The organism is uncultured Aquitalea sp. (genome assembly GCF_945957525.1).
Classification (GTDB): Bacteria; Pseudomonadota; Gammaproteobacteria; order Burkholderiales; family Chromobacteriaceae; genus Aquitalea.
Genome location: NZ_CAMFLA010000004.1, coordinates 148,923 through 166,507 on the forward strand (window position 1 = coordinate 148,923; position 17,585 = coordinate 166,507).

Annotated in this window: 18 protein-coding genes; 5 read left to right on the forward strand and 13 right to left on the reverse strand. The window is 62.9% G+C overall.

Features of this window, described 5'->3' with window-relative positions:
* Window positions 1–122: 122 nt before the first annotated feature.
* From leuB to leuC, 5 genes are all read right to left on the reverse strand, one after another.
* Complete coding sequence (gene leuB / locus Q0P52_RS05585) at window positions 123–1,187, reverse strand: 3-isopropylmalate dehydrogenase (RefSeq protein WP_293764592.1); 1,065 nt, start codon at window positions 1,185–1,187, stop codon at window positions 123–125.
* Between the two features lie 61 nt (window positions 1,188–1,248).
* Window positions 1,249–1,587, reverse strand: coding sequence for an SMR family transporter (locus tag Q0P52_RS05590; RefSeq protein WP_293764594.1), 339 nt, complete (start codon window positions 1,585–1,587; stop codon window positions 1,249–1,251).
* A 72-nt stretch (window positions 1,588–1,659) separates the two neighbouring features.
* A complete protein-coding gene (gene leuD / locus Q0P52_RS05595; RefSeq protein WP_293764596.1) occupies window positions 1,660–2,298 on the reverse strand; it encodes a 3-isopropylmalate dehydratase small subunit in 639 nt (212 codons plus the stop codon).
* A 77-nt stretch (window positions 2,299–2,375) separates the two neighbouring features.
* Complete coding sequence (locus Q0P52_RS05600) at window positions 2,376–2,513, reverse strand: entericidin A/B family lipoprotein (protein ID WP_293764598.1); 138 nt, start codon at window positions 2,511–2,513, stop codon at window positions 2,376–2,378.
* A 19-nt stretch (window positions 2,514–2,532) separates the two neighbouring features.
* Window positions 2,533–3,939 carry a 3-isopropylmalate dehydratase large subunit gene (gene leuC / locus Q0P52_RS05605; RefSeq protein ID WP_293764600.1) on the reverse strand — a complete coding sequence of 469 codons (1,407 nt, stop codon included), beginning with the start codon at window positions 3,937–3,939 and terminating at the stop codon, window positions 2,533–2,535.
* Between the two features lie 239 nt (window positions 3,940–4,178).
* Here leuC and Q0P52_RS05610 point away from each other — a divergent pair, with 239 nt between their 5' ends.
* Window positions 4,179–4,961 carry a helix-turn-helix transcriptional regulator gene (locus tag Q0P52_RS05610; protein ID WP_293764602.1) on the forward strand — a complete coding sequence of 261 codons (783 nt, stop codon included), beginning with the start codon at window positions 4,179–4,181 and terminating at the stop codon, window positions 4,959–4,961.
* A gap of 85 nt (window positions 4,962–5,046) precedes the next feature.
* On the opposite strand, the gene Q0P52_RS05615 is transcribed toward Q0P52_RS05610, so the two are convergent.
* The 3 genes from Q0P52_RS05615 to Q0P52_RS05625 are packed head-to-tail and all read right to left on the reverse strand — an operon-like array spanning window position 5,047 to window position 7,311.
* The gene (locus Q0P52_RS05615) at window positions 5,047–6,207 is read right to left on the reverse strand and encodes an MFS transporter (RefSeq protein WP_293764604.1); all 1,161 of its coding nucleotides are present in this window, start codon (window positions 6,205–6,207) and stop codon (window positions 5,047–5,049) included.
* 40 nt (window positions 6,208–6,247) lie between these two features.
* Window positions 6,248–6,661, reverse strand: a complete 414-nt coding sequence (locus Q0P52_RS05620) for a S4 domain-containing protein (RefSeq protein ID WP_293764606.1) — start codon at window positions 6,659–6,661, stop codon at window positions 6,248–6,250.
* The gene (locus tag Q0P52_RS05625; RefSeq protein ID WP_293764608.1) at window positions 6,658–7,311 is read right to left on the reverse strand and encodes a fumarylacetoacetate hydrolase family protein; all 654 of its coding nucleotides are present in this window, start codon (window positions 7,309–7,311) and stop codon (window positions 6,658–6,660) included. Before Q0P52_RS05625 ends, Q0P52_RS05620 begins: the two co-directional genes overlap by 4 nt.
* A gap of 358 nt (window positions 7,312–7,669) precedes the next feature.
* On the opposite strand from Q0P52_RS05625, the gene phaC reads away from it, so the two are divergent.
* Both phaC and Q0P52_RS05635 read left to right on the forward strand, forming a co-directional pair.
* Window positions 7,670–9,442, forward strand: coding sequence for a class I poly(R)-hydroxyalkanoic acid synthase (phaC, locus tag Q0P52_RS05630; RefSeq protein ID WP_293813678.1), 1,773 nt, complete (start codon window positions 7,670–7,672; stop codon window positions 9,440–9,442).
* A 164-nt stretch (window positions 9,443–9,606) separates the two neighbouring features.
* Window positions 9,607–10,788 (forward strand): acetyl-CoA C-acetyltransferase, encoded by a 1,182-nt coding sequence (locus tag Q0P52_RS05635; protein ID WP_293765277.1) that lies wholly within the window; start codon window positions 9,607–9,609, stop codon window positions 10,786–10,788.
* A gap of 316 nt (window positions 10,789–11,104) precedes the next feature.
* Here Q0P52_RS05635 and Q0P52_RS05640 read toward each other — a convergent pair whose 3' ends face one another.
* Window positions 11,105–11,452 (reverse strand): YkgJ family cysteine cluster protein, encoded by a 348-nt coding sequence (locus Q0P52_RS05640; RefSeq protein WP_293765279.1) that lies wholly within the window; start codon window positions 11,450–11,452, stop codon window positions 11,105–11,107.
* 73 nt (window positions 11,453–11,525) lie between these two features.
* Here Q0P52_RS05640 and Q0P52_RS05645 point away from each other — a divergent pair, with 73 nt between their 5' ends.
* Together Q0P52_RS05645 and Q0P52_RS05650 are read left to right on the forward strand one after the other, a co-directional pair.
* The gene (locus Q0P52_RS05645; RefSeq protein ID WP_293765281.1) at window positions 11,526–12,719 is read left to right on the forward strand and encodes an alkaline phosphatase family protein; all 1,194 of its coding nucleotides are present in this window, start codon (window positions 11,526–11,528) and stop codon (window positions 12,717–12,719) included.
* Window positions 12,720–12,777: 58 nt separating this feature from the next.
* On the forward strand, window positions 12,778–13,170 hold the full coding sequence (locus tag Q0P52_RS05650) for a putative zinc-binding protein (protein WP_293765283.1): 393 nt from the start codon (window positions 12,778–12,780) through the stop codon (window positions 13,168–13,170).
* Here Q0P52_RS05650 and Q0P52_RS05655 read toward each other — a convergent pair.
* The 4 genes from Q0P52_RS05655 to Q0P52_RS05670 form a co-directional block, all read right to left on the reverse strand.
* Window positions 13,159–14,220: a hypothetical protein gene (locus tag Q0P52_RS05655; protein ID WP_293765284.1), complete on the reverse strand. Its 1,062-nt coding sequence runs from the start codon at window positions 14,218–14,220 to the stop codon at window positions 13,159–13,161. The two genes, Q0P52_RS05650 and Q0P52_RS05655, sit on opposite strands and share 12 nt — an antisense overlap.
* Before the next feature lie 77 nt (window positions 14,221–14,297).
* On the reverse strand, window positions 14,298–15,251 hold the full coding sequence (locus Q0P52_RS05660; protein ID WP_293765286.1) for an alpha/beta hydrolase: 954 nt from the start codon (window positions 15,249–15,251) through the stop codon (window positions 14,298–14,300).
* A gap of 216 nt (window positions 15,252–15,467) precedes the next feature.
* Window positions 15,468–16,196: a pseudouridine synthase gene (locus Q0P52_RS05665; protein WP_293765288.1), complete on the reverse strand. Its 729-nt coding sequence runs from the start codon at window positions 16,194–16,196 to the stop codon at window positions 15,468–15,470.
* A gap of 363 nt (window positions 16,197–16,559) precedes the next feature.
* On the reverse strand, window positions 16,560–17,522 hold the full coding sequence (locus Q0P52_RS05670; RefSeq protein WP_293765289.1) for a DMT family transporter: 963 nt from the start codon (window positions 17,520–17,522) through the stop codon (window positions 16,560–16,562).
* Window positions 17,523–17,585: the final 63 nt, after the last annotated feature.

Below are 17,585 nucleotides of genomic sequence, written 5' to 3' on the forward strand. Positions count from 1 at the left end.
TTCACCCTTTGTGTGTGACAATTTTTTGTCAGACAAGCCGCCCTCTCCGCCGCGCGCCGACGTGAAAACACAAGGCCGGCCCGGTTGCCCGGGCCGGCCTTGTCGCTACCGGGCATTACCGCTTACAGCGCGGCGATAACGGCATCGCCCATGCCGCTGCAGCTGACCTTCTCGCAGCCAGCTTCAAAGATGTCGCCTGTGCGATAGCCTTGCGCCAAGACTCGTTTGACGGCGTTTTCCACGCGCTGGGCGGCGGCTTCCTGATTGAAGGTGTAACGCAGCATCATGGCGGCTGAGAGGATGGTGGCCAACGGGTTTGCCAGATTCTTGCCGGCGATGTCCGGCGCGGAACCATGGCTGGGCTCGTACAGGCCCTTGTTGTTTTGATCCAGCGAGGCGGACGGCAGCATGCCGATGGAACCGGTCAGCATGGAGGCTTCGTCGGAAAGGATGTCGCCGAAGATGTTGCCGGTCACCATCACGTCAAACTGCTTGGGATTGCGCACCAGCTGCATGGCGGCGTTGTCGACGTACATGTGGCTGAGCTCCACCTCGGGATATTCGCGCGCTACGTCGATCATGATTTCCTTCCAGAACTCGGTGGTTTCCAGCACGTTGGCCTTGTCCACCGAGCACAGCTTCTTGTTGCGCTTCATGGCGATGCCGAAGGCAACATGGGCGATGCGACGCACTTCGCTCTCGCTGTAGCGCATGGTGTTGTAGGCTTCTCGCTCGCCCAGCTCATTGACAGCGATGCCGCGCGGTTGGCCGAAGTAGATGTCGCCGGTGAGTTCGCGCACGATCATGATGTCCAGGCCGGACACCACCTCGGGCTTCAGGGTGGAAGCATTGGCCAGTTCCGGGTACAGAATAGCCGGACGCAAATTAGCGAACAGGTTCAGATCCTTGCGAATGGCCAACAAACCGCGCTCGGGACGCAGCGGACGGTCCAGCTTGTCGTACTGCGGGCCGCCTACCGCGCCCAGCAGCACGGCGTCGGCTTCGCGACAGAGCTTTTGGGTGAATTCGGGATAAGGTTGGCCGTAGGCGTCGTAAGCGGCGCCGCCCAGCGGGGCCTCTTCCATTTCGATGGGCAAGCCGTCCGCGCGCAGCACATTCAGCACGCGACGCGCCTGGGCAATGATTTCCGGACCGATGCCGTCACCCGGCAATACAGCGATTTTCATGATGTTTTCCTTTTCCGGGCCGCCGCAACCGGCCTGCCCATGATTTGCATCCAATATAGCGTTAGTGCCCGCCCTGCAGGTTCAGCGCCACCACGCCCGCCGCGATCAAGCCCAATCCGGCCAGGCGCATCGGACCGGCCGCCTCGCCGTACAGCCAGATGCCCAGCAGCGCCGTGCCCGCCGTACCGCCTGCGGCCCATACGGCGTAAGTGAGCCCCATATCCAGCCGGCGCAGGGCCAGCCCCATCAGCCAGATGGCGGACAGGTAACACAGGCAACTGGCAAGTGACGGCAAGAGACGACTGAGCCCTTGCGATTGTCTTAAGGCCAGATTGCCGATGATTTCGGCAACAATGCTGGCCAGCAGCATCGCCCAGGCAAATCCGAGTTGTTGAGGCATGACGCCCTCCTTTGACGCGCCGGCTTATACCGAGCCGACACGGAACTCATGGAGGGCGGTACCCGCGTTTTATCAGGCGAACAGCCAGGGCTGGCTTTGGCGACGCGCAGCCTCGTAGCTCTTGATCTGCTCGGCGTGACGCAAGGTCAGGCCGATTTCGTCCAAGCCGCCCAAGAGACACTGCTTGCGGTGTTCGGTGATGTCGAAAGAGAAAGACTGGCCGGACGGCGTGGAGATGGTTTGCGCCGCCAGATCCACCGTCAGCTTGTAGCCTTCTTGCGCTTCGCATTCGCGGAACAGCAAATCCACCACCTCAGCCGGCTGCACGATGGGCAGCAAACCGTTCTTGTAGCAGTTGTTGAAGAAGATATCGGCGAAGCTGGGGGCGATCACAACGCGGAAGCCTTGATCGTCCAGTGCCCACGGCGCATGTTCGCGGCTGGAGCCGCAACCGAAGTTTTCGCGCGCCAGCAGCACTTCCGCGCCTTGGTAACGCGGAAAATTCAGGACGAAATCCGGATTCAGCGGACGCTGGCTGTTGTCCATGCCCGGCTCGCCGTGATCGAGATAACGCCATTCATCGAACAGGTTTGGGCCGAAGCCGGAACGCTTGATCGACTTGAGAAACTGCTTGGGGATGATCGCGTCGGTATCGACGTTGGCGCGATCAAGCGGACAAACCAGTCCGTTGAGTGTGGTGAATGCTTTCATCGGTATGCCATTTCCCGGGCGCGGGGCCCTGAGCTTGGGTTTGCCGTAGCGGGCGGCAAGGCCGCCCTTCGGCCAACTTAGAGTTTATTGGAAACGTCCTTGGCGGCGTTTTCGATGGCCTGGCCGCCCTTGGAGACGTCCTGACCAATGCCCCGCACGGTATTGCAGGCGCTCAGCGCCAGCGCGGCGATCACTATCAGCATCAGTTTGCGCATGGAAGTTCTCCTGACTGCATTACAGGGAGCGGATGTCGACAAAGCGCCCCGACACGGCGGCGGCGGCGGCCATGGCGGGGCTCACCAGATGGGTGCGACCGCCCTGCCCCTGACGACCTTCAAAATTGCGATTGGACGTGGAGGCGCAGCGCTCGCCCGGCTGCAGACGGTCGGCGTTCATGGCCAGACACATGGAGCAGCCCGGCTCGCGCCATTCAAAACCGGCTTCGATGAACACCTTGTCCAGCCCTTCGGCCTCGGCCTGCGCTTTCACCAGACCGGAGCCCGGCACCACCAATACGCGGTTGACGCTGGCGGCCTTCTTGCGGCCGCGCGCCACGGCGGCGGCCTGACGCAGGTCTTCAATGCGCGAGTTGGTACAGGAGCCGATGAATACCACGTCGACCGGGATGTCCTTGATCGGGGTATTGGCCTGCAAACCCATGTAAGCCAGCGCGCGCTCGATGCTGCCGCGCTTCACCGGGTCCGCTTCCCGCGACGGGTCCGGCACCGCGCCGTCCACATCGGTCACCATCTCGGGCGAGGTGCCCCAAGTGACTTGCGGCTTGATGTCGCCGGCGTCCAGCGTTACCACGGTATCGAAATGCGCGCCTTCGTCGGAGTGCAGGGTGTTCCAGTAAGCCACCGCGGCGTCCCACTGCGCGCCCTTGGGCGAGAACGGGCGATCGCGCAGGTAGTCGATGGTTTTATCGTCCACCGCCACCATGCCGGAGCGCGCGCCGCCTTCAATGGCCATATTACACAGGCTCATGCGGCCTTCCATAGACAGGCCGCGAATGGCTTCGCCGCCAAACTCGATGGCGTAGCCGGTGCCGCCGGCAGTGCCGATCTTGCCGATAATCGCCAGCGCCACATCCTTGCCGGTGAGGCCTTCGGCCAACTTGCCGTCAACGCGAACCAGCATGTTCTTCGATTTTTTCGCCACCAGACATTGGGTGGCCATGACGTGCTCCACCTCGGAAGTGCCGATACCGTGCGCCAGCGCGCCAAAAGCGCCGTGGGTGGAAGTGTGGCTGTCGCCGCAGACCACGGTCATGCCAGGCAAGGTGGCACCCTGCTCGGGGCCCATCACATGCACGATGCCCTGGCCCTTGTCCTTGAACGGAAAGTAAGCCAGTGCGCCGAATTCCTTGATGTTGGCATCCAGCGTTTCCACTTGCTGGCGAGAAATCGGGTCCTTGATGCCTTCGTCCCAGTGGTCGGTGGGGGTGTTGTGGTCCGCGGTGGAGACCACGGAATCAACGCGCCACAATTGGCGGCCGGCCAGCTTCAGGCCTTCGAACGCCTGCGGGCTGGTCACTTCATGCACCAGATGACGATCGATATAAAGCAGCGCGGTGCCGTCCGCTTCTTCGCGCACCACATGGCTGGACCAGAGCTTGTCGTAAAGGGTTTGTGCTGTCATGGTTTCCTGCTCTTTCACTGGCGGGGCCGTTGCCCTGCCGGGTTGCCGTATCCGGGGTGGAACCACCCTGACCCGATCATTCTGTCACGCTCCGCTGCGGGCTCACAAGGCAGGCCTTTCGCGGCGACGCTCTTCTGTCTGCGCCCATCATCGCGCTGCTTTTGTTCTGGTACAAGATAAGCATTTATACTGGTATGACAACTAATACCCTGAGCACTTCATCTTCACCGGAGTCCGCCATGACCGACGCCAGCAAAACCGGCAGCCCACTGGGCGAATTCCTGCGCGCCCACCGCGAACGCATCACGCCGCAACAAGCCGGCTTGCCCGCCGGCAGCCGCCGCCGCGCCAAGGGCTTGCGGCGCGAAGAAGTGGCTGCGCTATGCGGCATCAGCCCTACCTGGCTTACCTGGATAGAACAAGGCCGCACCGAGTCCGTATCCGCCGGCACGCTGTCAAGGTTGGCCGAAGCGCTGATGCTGACCCACGCCGAACGCGAATACCTGTTCAACCTGGCCGGCCTGAAAAGCCCGCACGAAACACCGCCGGACCGGCACCCGCAAGCCCGCCAGGCTCTGCTGGACGCCGTTGGCCATATCGATACGCCCGCTTACGTGATGGATGGCGACTGGTGCGCGCTGGCATGGAATCGCCCTGCCCAAGCCTTATTTCTGGGCTGGCTGGATCAGGACGAGGAACGCCCTTGCCTGCTGAACTTCATGTTTCTGAACCCGGCGTCGCAAACGCTGGTGGAGGACTGGCCGACCCGCGCGCGGCGCATGGTGGCGGAATTTCGCGCCGACGTGAGCACAAGGCTGGAAGAAAGCGAACTGGCGGACAAAGTGGACAAGCTGCGCAGCGGCAGCGCGGAATTCGACAGCCTGTGGCGACAGCATGACGTGCAAGGCCGCGAAGGCGGCGAGCGCGCCTTCCATCATCCCGAGCAAGGGCGGCTGGTTTACCGCCAGATCACGCTCAACCTCGCGGTATCGGCCGACTTGAAACTGGTGATGCTGCTCTGACGCGCCGCCGGGCCCCTACGCGGGGGCGCGGCAAGGCCAAGCCTTTGCCGCTGCGGCAGTGAAGGTTGGCCGAAGCAGCCACGGCTCAAGCTTGCCGCGCCGCCGGCTCCGGGCGCAGCCAGCGCAAGCACACCGCCACCCCCAGCATGGCTGCCGCCACCGACATGCCGAAGGTGGCCATCTGACCGCCCCAGGGCCAGATCAGCCCGCCCACCAACCCGCCAGCGCTACCGCCCACACCGAAGGAAGCGATCACATACAGGCCTTGCGCCCGTCCCTGATGCTGCTCGGCAAACAGGCGGTTAATCAGGCCGATGGAAGTGGCGTGATGCAGGCCGAAAGTCAGCGCGTGCAGGCTTTGCGCCAGCACGGCCATGCCCGGCTGGCGAATCAGCGTGGCAATGATGGCAAAGCGGGCGACGGCAGCAACCAGCGACGCCAGCATCAGCCGTTCCAGCGAAACGCGCCCCATGATTTTGGGCATCAGGATAAAGACCAGGATTTCACTGATGACCCCTACCGACCACAACAAGCCGATCAGCCCTTTGTCGTAACCGGCCGCCTTCAGGCCAATGGAGTAGAAGGTGTAATAAGGCCCGTGCGCATAGGCCATGAGAAAACAGCAAGCAAACAACGCCAGCACTCGCGGCTGGCGCAGGGTGTCGCCAATGGGCTGCGCCAGTGGCCGCTCGCGGCGGCTGCCCACGTCCGGCACCTGCCAGGCCGCCAGCACGATCACCACCAACAGAAACAACAAGGCCCAAGGCAAACGGGCCAGGCCGATCACATCGAGAATGTAGCCGCCCACCATGGACAGGCAGACAAAACCGATGGAGCCCCATACCCGCACCCGGCTGTAACGGCCCGGCTGGGCACGCGTCAGATGCGCCGTGCTGGCCTCCACCAACGGCAGCGCCGCCGCCCAGAAGAAGTGCGATACCGCCAGACTGACGAATATCCACCAGAAGCCGTCGCCCAGGCCGACAAAGGCGAAAGCACCGGCCGACAATAGCGAAGTGGTAATGATGATGGCGCGGCGGCGGCCCTGACGATCCGCCAGCCAGCCCCACAGGCCGGGCGCGACGATACGCGCCAGCGTCGACAGCGCCACCAGCACGGATATCTGCCAGGCGGAAAACGACAAGGACTGCAGATACAGCCCCCAGAACGGGCCAAACAGCCCCTGAAAGGCGAAATAAGCGAAATAGAAGGCCGCGAACGGCAACAGCGATGGTGAAGCGGACATCAGACAAACCGGTTGTGCCGCGCCAGCGCGGCGGGATGGATCAGGACAGCTTGGATTTGAAACGATCGATATCTCGACGCGCGCGCTTGGTGGGTCGCCCGTCGCCATGCGGAAAAGACGTGAACTCCGCCTTCAACTGCAGGCTGCGCTCCTCGCGGGCGGCGGCCGACTCCGCGCTTTCGCTGTACAGCAATTGCGCCTCCTTGGCCGGCCGACGCTGCGTGGCCAGCGCCAGCACGGTGATGTGGTACTCCAACTGGTTCAGGCGCAGCAACAGCTTGTCGCCCTCTCTCACCACCCGCGCCGGCTTCACCCGGTCGCCGTTCACCAGCACCCGCCCCAGCTCGATGGCCTCGTGCGCCAGCTGGCGCGTCTTGTAGAAACGCGCCGCCCACAGCCACTTGTCCAATCGTACCTTGCCGTCGTCTTCGGCCAACGCGTCCTTGCGGCTCATGCGCGCACCCGCCAGAACGCTTTCAGCAGCCCATCCAGCGACAACTGCAATGCGTCGCCCGCATGCAGGGCGGCCACCCCTTCCGGCGTGCCGGTATAGATGAGATCGCCCTCTTGCAAACCATATACGCAGGACAGGTAGTGAATGATGTAAGCCACCGGGAACAGCATCATGCAAGAAGAGCCCTGTTGGCGCACAGCACCGTTGACATCCAGCCGCAGGCTCAAGGCTTGCGGATCTCTGACCTTGTCCGCCGCCACCAGCGCGGATACGCAGGCCGCATGACGAAAACCCTTGCACTTGGTCCAGGGTGCGCCTTTTTGCTTGGCGAGGGACTGCACGTCCCGCGCGGTGAGATCCAGACCGATGCCATAACCCGCCACATGCGACAGCGCCTCGGCAACGGGAATATCGTCGCCGCCCTTGCCGATCAGCACCACCAGCTCGGTTTCATGATGCACATCCTCCGAGAAGCCAGGCAGGACAATGTCTTCGCCCTCGCGCAGCAAGGCCGAGGTGGGCTTGAGAAACACCATCGGCTCGCTTTCCACCGCATTGCCCAGCTCTGCGGCATGGGCGGCGTAGTTGCGTCCGATACAGAAAATATTGGCTACCGGCTTTTCAAGGCCGTCCAGAATCACATGCGCCATGGGTTTCTCCTGCTGGGGGCCGGACATTATCCCAGAACCCTGCCTAAGGTGACAGAGCGACATCTTCAATGATGCAGTGCGGAACCCCATGCCATTGCGCCGGTCTGCCATCAACAGGACCTGCGCAAGCCAGACGCGGCACAGGTTAAGGACATGGACATTTTTTGTGCATCGCGCAACAACCCCATCCCCGATCAGGCCATTTTCCCGCCTTGCAGGCGCTTCAGGCTGAAAATGTCATACAGTCCTGTTACATTCTTTTCCGTACTCCCTGTCGTCCCAGGGTTTGCAGCCCTGCGGTAACGGGTGCGGTCGCATAACACCATTCCCCCTATAAAGGCTCGTTAAGGAGAACACCTTGACTCAGGAAACCACCGCTTCCCTGGAGAGTTTTTTCTCCAGCCTCTCCGAGGCCAACCAGAAATGGATGCAGCAGTTCGTCAACTCGATGACGGCAGGTATGCCTCTTGATGCGGCGGCCAATCCGATTTCCGGCGCATGGAGCCAGATGCTCAACAGCACCAATCAGCTTTTGGCGCTGCAAGGCAACCTCTACCAGCAACAGATGAACCTGTGGATGCAGTTCCTGGGGCAACCGACCGCCGCCGGGCAGGCCAGCGCCGCTCCCGCCGGCAGCGACCGCCGCTTCTCCGCGCCGGAATGGAGCGACCATCCCTTCTTCAGTTTCCTCAAGCAAAGCTATCTGCAAACTTCCAAGTGGATGACCGAGCTGGTGGATCAATCCCAGCTGGACGACGAGGCCAAGGAAAAACTGTCCTTCGCCACACGTCAGTACATTGACGCCATGTCGCCCAGCAACTTCATGCTGACCAACCCCGAGGTCATCAAGCGCGCCATCGAGACCAAGGGTGAAAGCCTGGTTGAAGGCATGAAGAACATGGTGGACGACATCCAGAAGGGCCACATCTCGATGTCGGACGAAAGCAAGTTCGAGATTGGCAAGAACATCTGTGTCACTCCGGGCCAGGTGGTGTTCCGCAACGAACTGATCGAACTGATCCAGTACACCCCCACTACCGAACAGGTTTACGAAAAGCCGCTGCTGATCGTGCCGCCCTGCATCAACAAGTACTACCTGATGGACCTGCAGCCGGACAACTCCATGGTTCGCCACTTTGTGGCGCAGGGCTATCGCGTATTCCTGGTGAGCTGGCGCTCCGCCGTGCCGGAAATGAAGCATTTCACATGGGAAACCTACATCGAGAAGGGCGTGATCGATGCCGCGGAAACCGTGAAGAAAATCACCAAGCAGCCCAGCATGAACGCGCTCGGCTTCTGCGTGGGCGGCGTCATCCTCACCACCGCGCTGTGCGTAATGCAGGCCAAGGGCATCAAGCTGATCGACAGCGCCACCTTCATGACCTCGCTGGTAGACCATGAAGATCCGGGCGAAATCCGCGTCTTCATCGACGAAAACCTGGTGGCCAGCCGCGAGGCCAAGCTCGCCAATGGCGGCATCATCAGCGGCAAGGAAATCGGCCGCACCTTCGCCAGCCTGCGCGCCAACGACCTGGTGTGGAACTACGTCGTCAACAACTACCTGCTGGGCAAGACCCCGGCGCCGTTCGACCTGCTCTACTGGAACAACGACGCCGTGGACCTGCCGCTGCCGATGCACACCTTCCTGCTGCGCCAGTTCTATCTGAACAATGCGCTGACCAAGCAAGGCGCCATCACCCTGTGCGGCGTGCCCATCGATGTTTCCAAGATCGACATCCCGCTTTACGTCTTCGCCGCCCGCGAAGACCACATCGTGCCCTGGAAATCCGCCTACTCCGGCGTCAAGTACTTCACCGGCGCGCCGTCCCGCCGCTACGTGCTGGGCGCGTCCGGCCACATCGCCGGCTCCATCAACCCGGTCACAAAGGACAAGCGCAACTACTGGGTGAATGAAAACCTGCCAACGGGTTCGGACGAATGGCTGGAAGGCGCGCAAAGCCTGCCCGGCAGCTGGTGGAAGGACTGGGACGGCTGGCTGGCCCCGCAATCCGGCAAGAAAGTGGCCGCGCCCAAAACCTTTGGCAACAAGGACTTCCCGCCGCTGACGGCCGCCCCCGGCACCTATGTGCTGGCCAAGGCGCTGCCGGCTGTGGTCGCCTCGCTGCAATAAAGCGCAGACCGATGCCTGACACGGCCTTCGGCAAACATCCCGCCGTCAAGACGCGGATGCCGTCGGCCCAGTCGGACTGCCCTCACCCCGCCCGGCGCCTTGCGGCGTCTGGCCGGGCATCCACGCGATGCCCTTACCGCCCCTGAACATAACGGAGAAACATCATGCAAGAAGTCGTCATCGTTGCAGCAGTCCGCACCGCCGTCGGCAGTTTTGGCGGCGCGCTGGCCAAGGTGCCGGCCCCGGAGTTGGGCGCCACCGTCATCAAGGGTCTGCTGGCGCAAACCGGCGTCAAGCCGGAAGACGTCAGCGAAGTGATTCTCGGCCAGGTGCTGACCGCAGGCGTCGGCCAGAACCCTGCCCGCCAGGCCCTGATCAAGGCTGGCCTGCCGCAGACTACACCGGCCTCCACCCTCAACGTGGTGTGCGGCTCCGGCCTGCGCGCCGTGCATCTGGCCGCACAGGCCATTGCTGCGGGCGACGCTGAAATCGTCATCGCCGGCGGTCAGGAAAACATGTCGCTGTCCCCGCACATCCTGCCGGGCTCCCGCGACGGTTTCCGCATGGGCAATGCTCAACTGGTGGACACCATGGTGGCCGACGGCCTGACCGACGTGTACAACCAGTACCACATGGGCATCACCGCCGAAAACGTGGCGGAAAAGTACGGCATCACCCGCGAAGAACAGGACGCGCTGGCGCTGTCCTCGCAAAACCGCGCCGAAGCGGCCCAGAAGGCCGGCAAGTTCAAGGATGAAATCGTTCCGGTGCTGGTACCGCAACGCAAGGGCGATCCACTGGCCGTGGATGCCGACGAATACATCAAGCACGGCGCAACCGCCGAAGGCCTGGCCAAGCTGCGCCCTGCCTTCAAGAAAGACGGCACCGTCACCGCCGGCAACGCCTCCGGCATCAATGACGGCGCCGCCGCCGTGATGCTCATGAGCGCCGCCAAGGCCGACCAGCTGGGCCTGAAGCCGCTGGCCGTGATCCGCGGCTACGCGCTCACCGGCTGCGCACCGGAAATCATGGGCATCGGCCCGGTGGCCGCCACCCGCAAGGCGCTGGAAAAAGCGGGCTGGAGCGTCGATCAGCTGGATCTGGTGGAAGCCAACGAAGCCTTCGCCGCACAGGCGCTGGGCGTAGCCCGCGAACTGGGTTGGAGCAGCGACAAGGTGAACGTCAACGGCGGTGCCATCGCCTTGGGGCACCCCATCGGTGCCTCCGGCTGCCGCGTACTGGTGACCCTGCTGCATGAAATGCAGCGCCGCGACGCCAAAAAAGGCCTCGCCACGTTGTGCATCGGCGGCGGCATGGGCGTGGCGCTGGCGGTTGAGCGCCCGTAAGCGCGACCTCCTCCCAATGCAACGCCAAACCGGGCCTCACGGCCCGGTTTTTTTATGCATAAAAAAACCCCGGCGCGTGCACACCGGGGCAGTATCGACCAACCGCCCTGAGGTTGGCCGAAAGGTCGCGTCCTTGATGCCGGCCCCACCGGCAATCCCTCGTTCCCGACTTGCGCCGGGCGCTATGGCACGATGCCTGCCTGTGCCGGCGAGCGAGAGGTTTTGCTGGCAGCTCCGACTCCCGACGGCAGAAAATCCGCCGTCGCATGGTTTCAGAATAGCTCGCCGATACAGCTTGCCAAGCGGTGTTTCCGCCTCAGTCCAGCGGCAGCGGCGGCAAGCCGTGGCGGGAACGCGCGCGGTTGCAGGCTTCCTCAAACACGCCAATGCCGGCGCGAGCGCCAAACTCTCGGCAAGGCGACGGGCGTTCCTTGTAGATGGCGCAACTAACCGACTCCCCCACCTTGCCTGTCAGCGCAGCACAGCGCGGATTGGCGTAATCGGTACCGCGCAGCCGGTACAGGGTGGCGGTCTCCTGGTCGGCCAGGCCGGCAGGCACGCAGCCGCCCGGCTCGCTGTCCAACTCGGAATAATGGAAAGTAACGCGAAAGGCGGCGCAACAGGCACCGCATTGCTGACAGACATTGAGTGCGGGTTTGCTCATGATGAAAGCGGAGTGTGGCAGGCCTCGGCAGTATGCCTGTAAGCTGCAAGCTTTGCAGCCCGGACGCATCCCCATGCCCAGCACCTTGCCTTTTCGCCTGCCCGACTATCAGGGCGGCAGCCTGTGCAATCTGGCGGCCAGTCTTGCCGCCGAGCTGGGCGGCCCGGATACCGGCCTGCCGCCTCTGGCTGCGCCGTGGCTGGCGGGGATCGGCCGGCATCGCCATGTGGCGCTCATCCTCATCGACGGCATGGGCAGCGCCCAGCTGGAACAACTGGGGCCTGACAGCGTGCTGCGCCGCCATCAGGTGGCTGCAGTGGATGCCGTATTCCCGCCCACCACCTCAGCCTCCATCACCTCCTTGATGACCGGCCTGGCACCGGCCGCGCACGGCCTGACCGGCTGGCATGTGCTGGCACGCCGGGGTTTGCCGAAGGAATCCATCGTCACCCCCTTGCCACTCAGCACCCGCAGTCCTCGCGCGGGCGCGCTGATGCCTGTCGCACTGGCGCAAATACTCCTGACTGCGCCGCCCTTGTTCGACTGTCTGGCCCGTCCGGCTCGCGTGCTGCAGCCTCACTACATTGCAGGTTCACCCTACAGCCTGCATCACGCTGGTCAGGCAGAACGCCTTGCCTGGCAAGACACCGCGGACGCCTTCGGCCAGCTGGCGGCAGGCTTCTGCGCCGCCGCGCCCGCCTTTCACTACCTGTACCTGCCGCAGCTCGACAGCCTGATGCACCGCTTGGGCACAAGCGCGCCGGCAGTGAAGACCCTGTTTGACGAACTGGATCGCAGCTTTGCGGCGCTGTTCGAGGCCGCGGACGCCCATGATGCGGCCCTGCTGGTCACCGCCGATCACGGATTTGTCGATACGCCGCGTGAGAGGCTGATCAGCCTGGATGAAGACCACCCGTCCCTGTACGCCATGCTGCGCGCACCCCTGAGCGGCGAAAGGCGCGCCGCTTTCTGCCATGTCAAACCCGGCATGAAAGCCGCTTTTCTCGCCCAAGCGCAGCTTGCACTTGGGCATGCCTGCCATGTAGTGGACAGCCAACTGCTGTTGCAACACGGCGCCTTTGGTCCCGGCGCGCACCCAGAACTGGTCTTGCGCGCAGGCGATGCCGCCCTGCTGGCGAAGGACGACTGGAGCCTGCGCGACACCTTGCCCGATGAAAAACCGCACCATCTGCCGGGGCAGCATGGCGGCATCAGCGATGCGGAACGCCTGTCGCCGCTGATCTTGCGCCTCCCCCGCAAGAACTAGCCCTTATCCTGCCGGCGGCGGATGGCGATACGGCGGCGGCACGCCGCACAATACCAGAATGAACCCTGCCGACCTCCCCCTCGTTTACGCTTGCTCCGGCTGCTCCAGCGCCGCGCAGATGGCCAATGACATGGCGCTGCGCCTGACGCGGGAAGGCCTTGCCGAAATGTCCTGCATTGCGGGCGTGGGCGGGCAAGTGCCGGCCCTGGTGCGGGTGGCGCTGTCAGGCCGACCGATTCTGGCGCTTGACGGCTGCCGGCTGGCTTGCGTCGCGTCCTGTTTGCAGGGCGTGGGGGTGCGGGCGGATGCCCAGGTACAACTGGCGGAATGGGGAGTGATGAAGCGCAAGCACTGCGATTACGACCCGGCGCAAGCCGAGTCGCTGTGGCCGAAGGTTTGCGCCACGGCCCGGCAACTCAAGCATCGGGCCACAGATCGCTCAGAAGACTAGCGCGCCGCCGTCGCCGCGCTGCTCGGCTACCGCCAGCTCTTCGGCAAACTGCTGCTCCAGCTCTTGCAGACGCTGGCGATTGACGTGCACCGGCAGAATGGCGCGCAGTACCGGATTAATCTGCCCCATCACCACCTGTTCGTAACGCAACTCCGTCACGCCGTCATCGCTGGCGCTGTCGTAACGCACGCCCATGCGGTTGAGACATACCGTAGCGGGCTCTACGCGGAAGAAATCTGCCGGATGCGCCAGCACGTCGGCCAGTACCGCCAACACACCGGACAATTCAGACAAGCCGGCCAAAGGCTGCAGGGCCTCGGTGAGCGCCCGCTGGCGGTTTTGCAATTGTTGCGGGTCTTCCGGTTCAGCCGTGTCCTGGGTGGATGCGGCGCCGGTGGCGTCAATCACGGTGACGCCGGTGCCGCCAGTCATCGCCAGTTTCAGCCGCAGTCGGTCCAGTTCCGAGGACAGATCCAGCCGCTGCTGTTGCAGCATGGCAAGGCGACGCGCCACCACGGCAATCAGCACTTCCAGCCCTCGCTGTGACGCATGGCGCATCAGTTGCTCGCGCGTTGGCGACGGCATCATCAGTCGGTGCTGACTGAAGCTCACCACTACCTGCGCCACATCGCTGCGCACCTCGCCGTTCTGTTCGCTCATGCCGAAACGCGCGCTCTCGCTGCACTGCATGCCCATCAGCGCCCAGGCCTCATCGCCCTGGCTGGCGCTCTGAAAAAAAGAGGTCAAGACCGGGCTGGCCTTCAAGGCTTGCAACATGGACAGCGGCGAGGCGAACAACAGCCCCAGTCGCTTGTCCGTGGCATAACCGCGCAAGGACAGATCCACCGGTTCGATATCCTGCCAGGACAGCGAAGCCAGATAATCCAGCGTATCCGCCATGCCGGTGGACAGTTTGTCGTGCGCGCCGGGCAGCAAGGCAAGGCGCGGGTCCGTACCGTCGATCAGCCTGTCGATAGCGCTGCGAATCTCACGCTTGCGCGCTTGCGACGCTTCGTCCAGACCCAACCATTCCCGCAATTTTTCCAGCATCTGTACGCCTTTCGCCAAAAACAAAAGCCTGCCACAAAGCAGGCCGGCATGCATGGACCCGTATCAGACAAAACCGTTCAAGGACGCAATACCTGTTGCAATACCGTCAGGGTTTGCGGTGCGGACAACACCGGCAGCAAATGCGTGCCGCCGTCGATGGTAATCAGCGGCGCGCTCAAACGGCGCGCCAGTCGCTGACCGATGTCCAGTGGAAACACATCGTCTCGCGCACCCCATATCACCGTTACCGGCAGGGCCAGCGGGGTGGAAAAGCGCTGGGCGTAATCCTGGCTGCCATCCACCAGCTCACGCATCAGCGCGCGCATGGCATCCTCGCGACCCTGATAGTAATGCTGGCGCACATCCTCCAGCACAAAGCCCGGCGCCCGGGCCAGTGGGCTGCCCACCACCGCCATCAACCTCGCCACATCCTGGCTGCGCCCCGGCACAAACAATTGGTCTGCCGACGGTGCGCCCGAACGCGCCAGTAGTTGCCGCAAATCCTCCTCTCCGTACACCATGCCGGGCGAGGACATGATCACCAGCTGGCTGATCCGGTCCGGCAGGCGCCGCGCCAGCTCCAGCGCGACAAAGCCGCCATACGACACCCCGACCAAGCGCACGCCCGTAAGCCCACGCTGGCGAATCAGGGCCTCCAGCGCATCGGCTTCGGCCAACAACGACGGCCGCGCCGTTGATGCGCTGCCGCCAAACCACAGCAGATCAGGCGCCAGCACGCGCCACTGTTTCGCCAGCCCCGGCATCACCGGGCCCCAAGTCACCGGGCCGTCGCCGCCAAAGCCATGCACCAGCAACAGGGGTTCGCCGCTACCGCCCTCGCGGTAACTGAGCACACCATCCGGCAGACTGAGCGTTTGTTTGCGATAGCCCGCGGCGGACAGCCACCAGTCAAGGCTGAGACGGTGAGTAGCGGAAGGGAAACAAAGGGAAACCAGCGTCAGCAGCAGCAACGCCAGCGCAATTGCCAGCCCCAGACGGCCCGGCAAACTGGTAGGGAAATAAATCGGCATGTGAGGATAGTGTCACCGGCGCGTGACAATGCCAAGACAAGTTGGCGACAGGTCATGAAAAAAGGCGGGAGAACCCGCCCTGTCGCCATGAGACCCGCAACCCAAACCCCTGCCTGGCGCCTGCTTGCCGCACTCCGGGCGCGGTCTGCATCGGCGCGCGCCTTGGCACCGGCCCCCGGCAAGGTTGGGTGAGCGGCTCACAGCCGTTCTACGTTCTCAGAACGCTTCGTCGTCGCGCAGATAACGCCACTTGCCGGTGGGCAGATTGCCCAGCTTGATATTGCCGATGCGGATGCGCTTGAGGCCCACCACGCGTAACCCCACCATCTCGCACATGCGGCGGATCTGCCGTTTTTTGCCTTCCTGCAGCACAAAACGCAACTGGTCTTCGTTTTGCCAGCTGACCTTGGCCGGCAACAACGCCTCGCCATCCAGCGACAAACCATGATTGAGCAGCGCCAGCCCGCGCTCGGACAAATCGCCCGTCACACGCACCAGATACTCTTTTTCCACCTCGGAAGTTTCACCGATGATGTGCTTGGCCACGCGCCCGTCCTGCGTCAACACCAGCAAGCCCACCGAATCGATATCCAGCCGGCCGGCCGGCGCGAGTCCTCTCAGATGAGAAGGCTGGAAACGCTTGCGACTGCTGTCTTCCTCCCAGTGGTTTTCCGGCTTCACCAGCACCACGGCCGGCTCGTAGCCCTTTTCCGCCTGGCCGGAGACATAGCCCACCGGTTTGTTCAGCAGAATGGTCACACGGGACGCCTGCGCGTCCTGCGCCTTTTTCATTACTTCGATCGTGTTGTGCGGCAACACTTTCTGGCCAAGCACGGCGACTTCGCCGTCTACCTTGACCCAGCCTTGCTCGATATAGCTGTCCGCCTCGCGGCGGGAACAGATACCCAGCTCCGCCATCCGCTTGGATAGGCGCACGGGTTCCATGGCACTCCTGTCACATAAAAAGCGGCGGGCGACGGTGGCGCTGCGATATCGGCAGGCTCCCGTTGCCGGGCCGCTGTTGAATTGCCGCTATTTTAGGGGAAGGCAGCCCGGCTTGCACGTTTGCCGAAGAGAAAAAAAGAGGCCCGATGATCTGTGGATCACCGGGCGTGAGCTATAGCCAATACTGAAGAGGAACAAAAGCCAGAGGGTACTTCAACAACTTCATACCAAAAGGAGGTTGGCGGCGAGGGAGATCCAAAAATGTGTAGCGCCGCCAACGGTGTGTACTTTAGTGCTTGTTACTGCGTTGCACTATCCGTAAAAATCCTTAGCGCGAAACACATTGCTGCGCCAGGGCCGGCGTCACCCCTGCTCCGCGCGCTTGGCCACCTGCTGACCAGCAAGGCTTTCGCTGGCCGTGCGCGGCCGCCGCGCCAGCGAGCTAAGGAGGATGCCACTGAAAATGGCGGCCAGTCCGGCAGCGTGATACCAGTGCAGCTCCTCGCCCAAAAACAGGATGGACAACAGCGCGCCAAACGCCGGCATCAGATATAGAAAGCCCGCAGCCCGGGCAGCGCCTACTTGCGCGATCGCGCGGTTGTACATCAGGAAGGCCAGGACGGAAGGAAACACACCCAGATACGCCAGCCAGAGCAAGGCCATGCCGGGCAACATGGCAAAGCCGCCCGCCGCCGTCGTTTCACGTACAAAGAACGGCAACAAGCCCGCCTCCCCTACCAACAGCAAAGCCGTCATCATCACGATCGGGTCCAGACTCGGTTTCAGCACCCGCAAGCCCAGCGTGTACACCGCCCAGCACAGTCCCGCCGCCAGCACCAGCACATCCCCCGGGGCAAAGCGAAAACCGGCCAGCCCCGCCACATTGCCCTTGAGCACAATCAACAAGGCTCCCGCCCCAGCGGCAAGCATGCCCATCAACTGCCTCCGCCCCAGTTTTTGCCGGAAATAAACCGAGCCCAATAGCAAAACCATCACCGGCGTGGCACTGTTCAGGATGATGGCATTAGTTGCGGTAGTACTGCGCACCGCCACATACACCAGCGTATTGGTCAAACCGATGCCGAATACGCCCAGCACCAGCAAAACACGCCATTGATCACGAATTGCCGGCCAGGCGGCTCGCCAGCGCGGCAGCGCAAACGGCAAGAGGCAGCACAAGGCAATGGCCCAGCGCCCGAAAGCCAACCCAAAGGGCCCAATCTGCCCGTGAATGGCGCGAGCAATGACAAAGTTGGTGGACCACAGCAGCATGGTCATGGTCAGCAAGGCATAGGCAAATGCAGGTTTTTTGGCGGTTTGTGGCATGTTGTTTTAAACATCAGAAATAACATGCCAATTCTAAGGACTATCTGCGCAATATTTATGCTT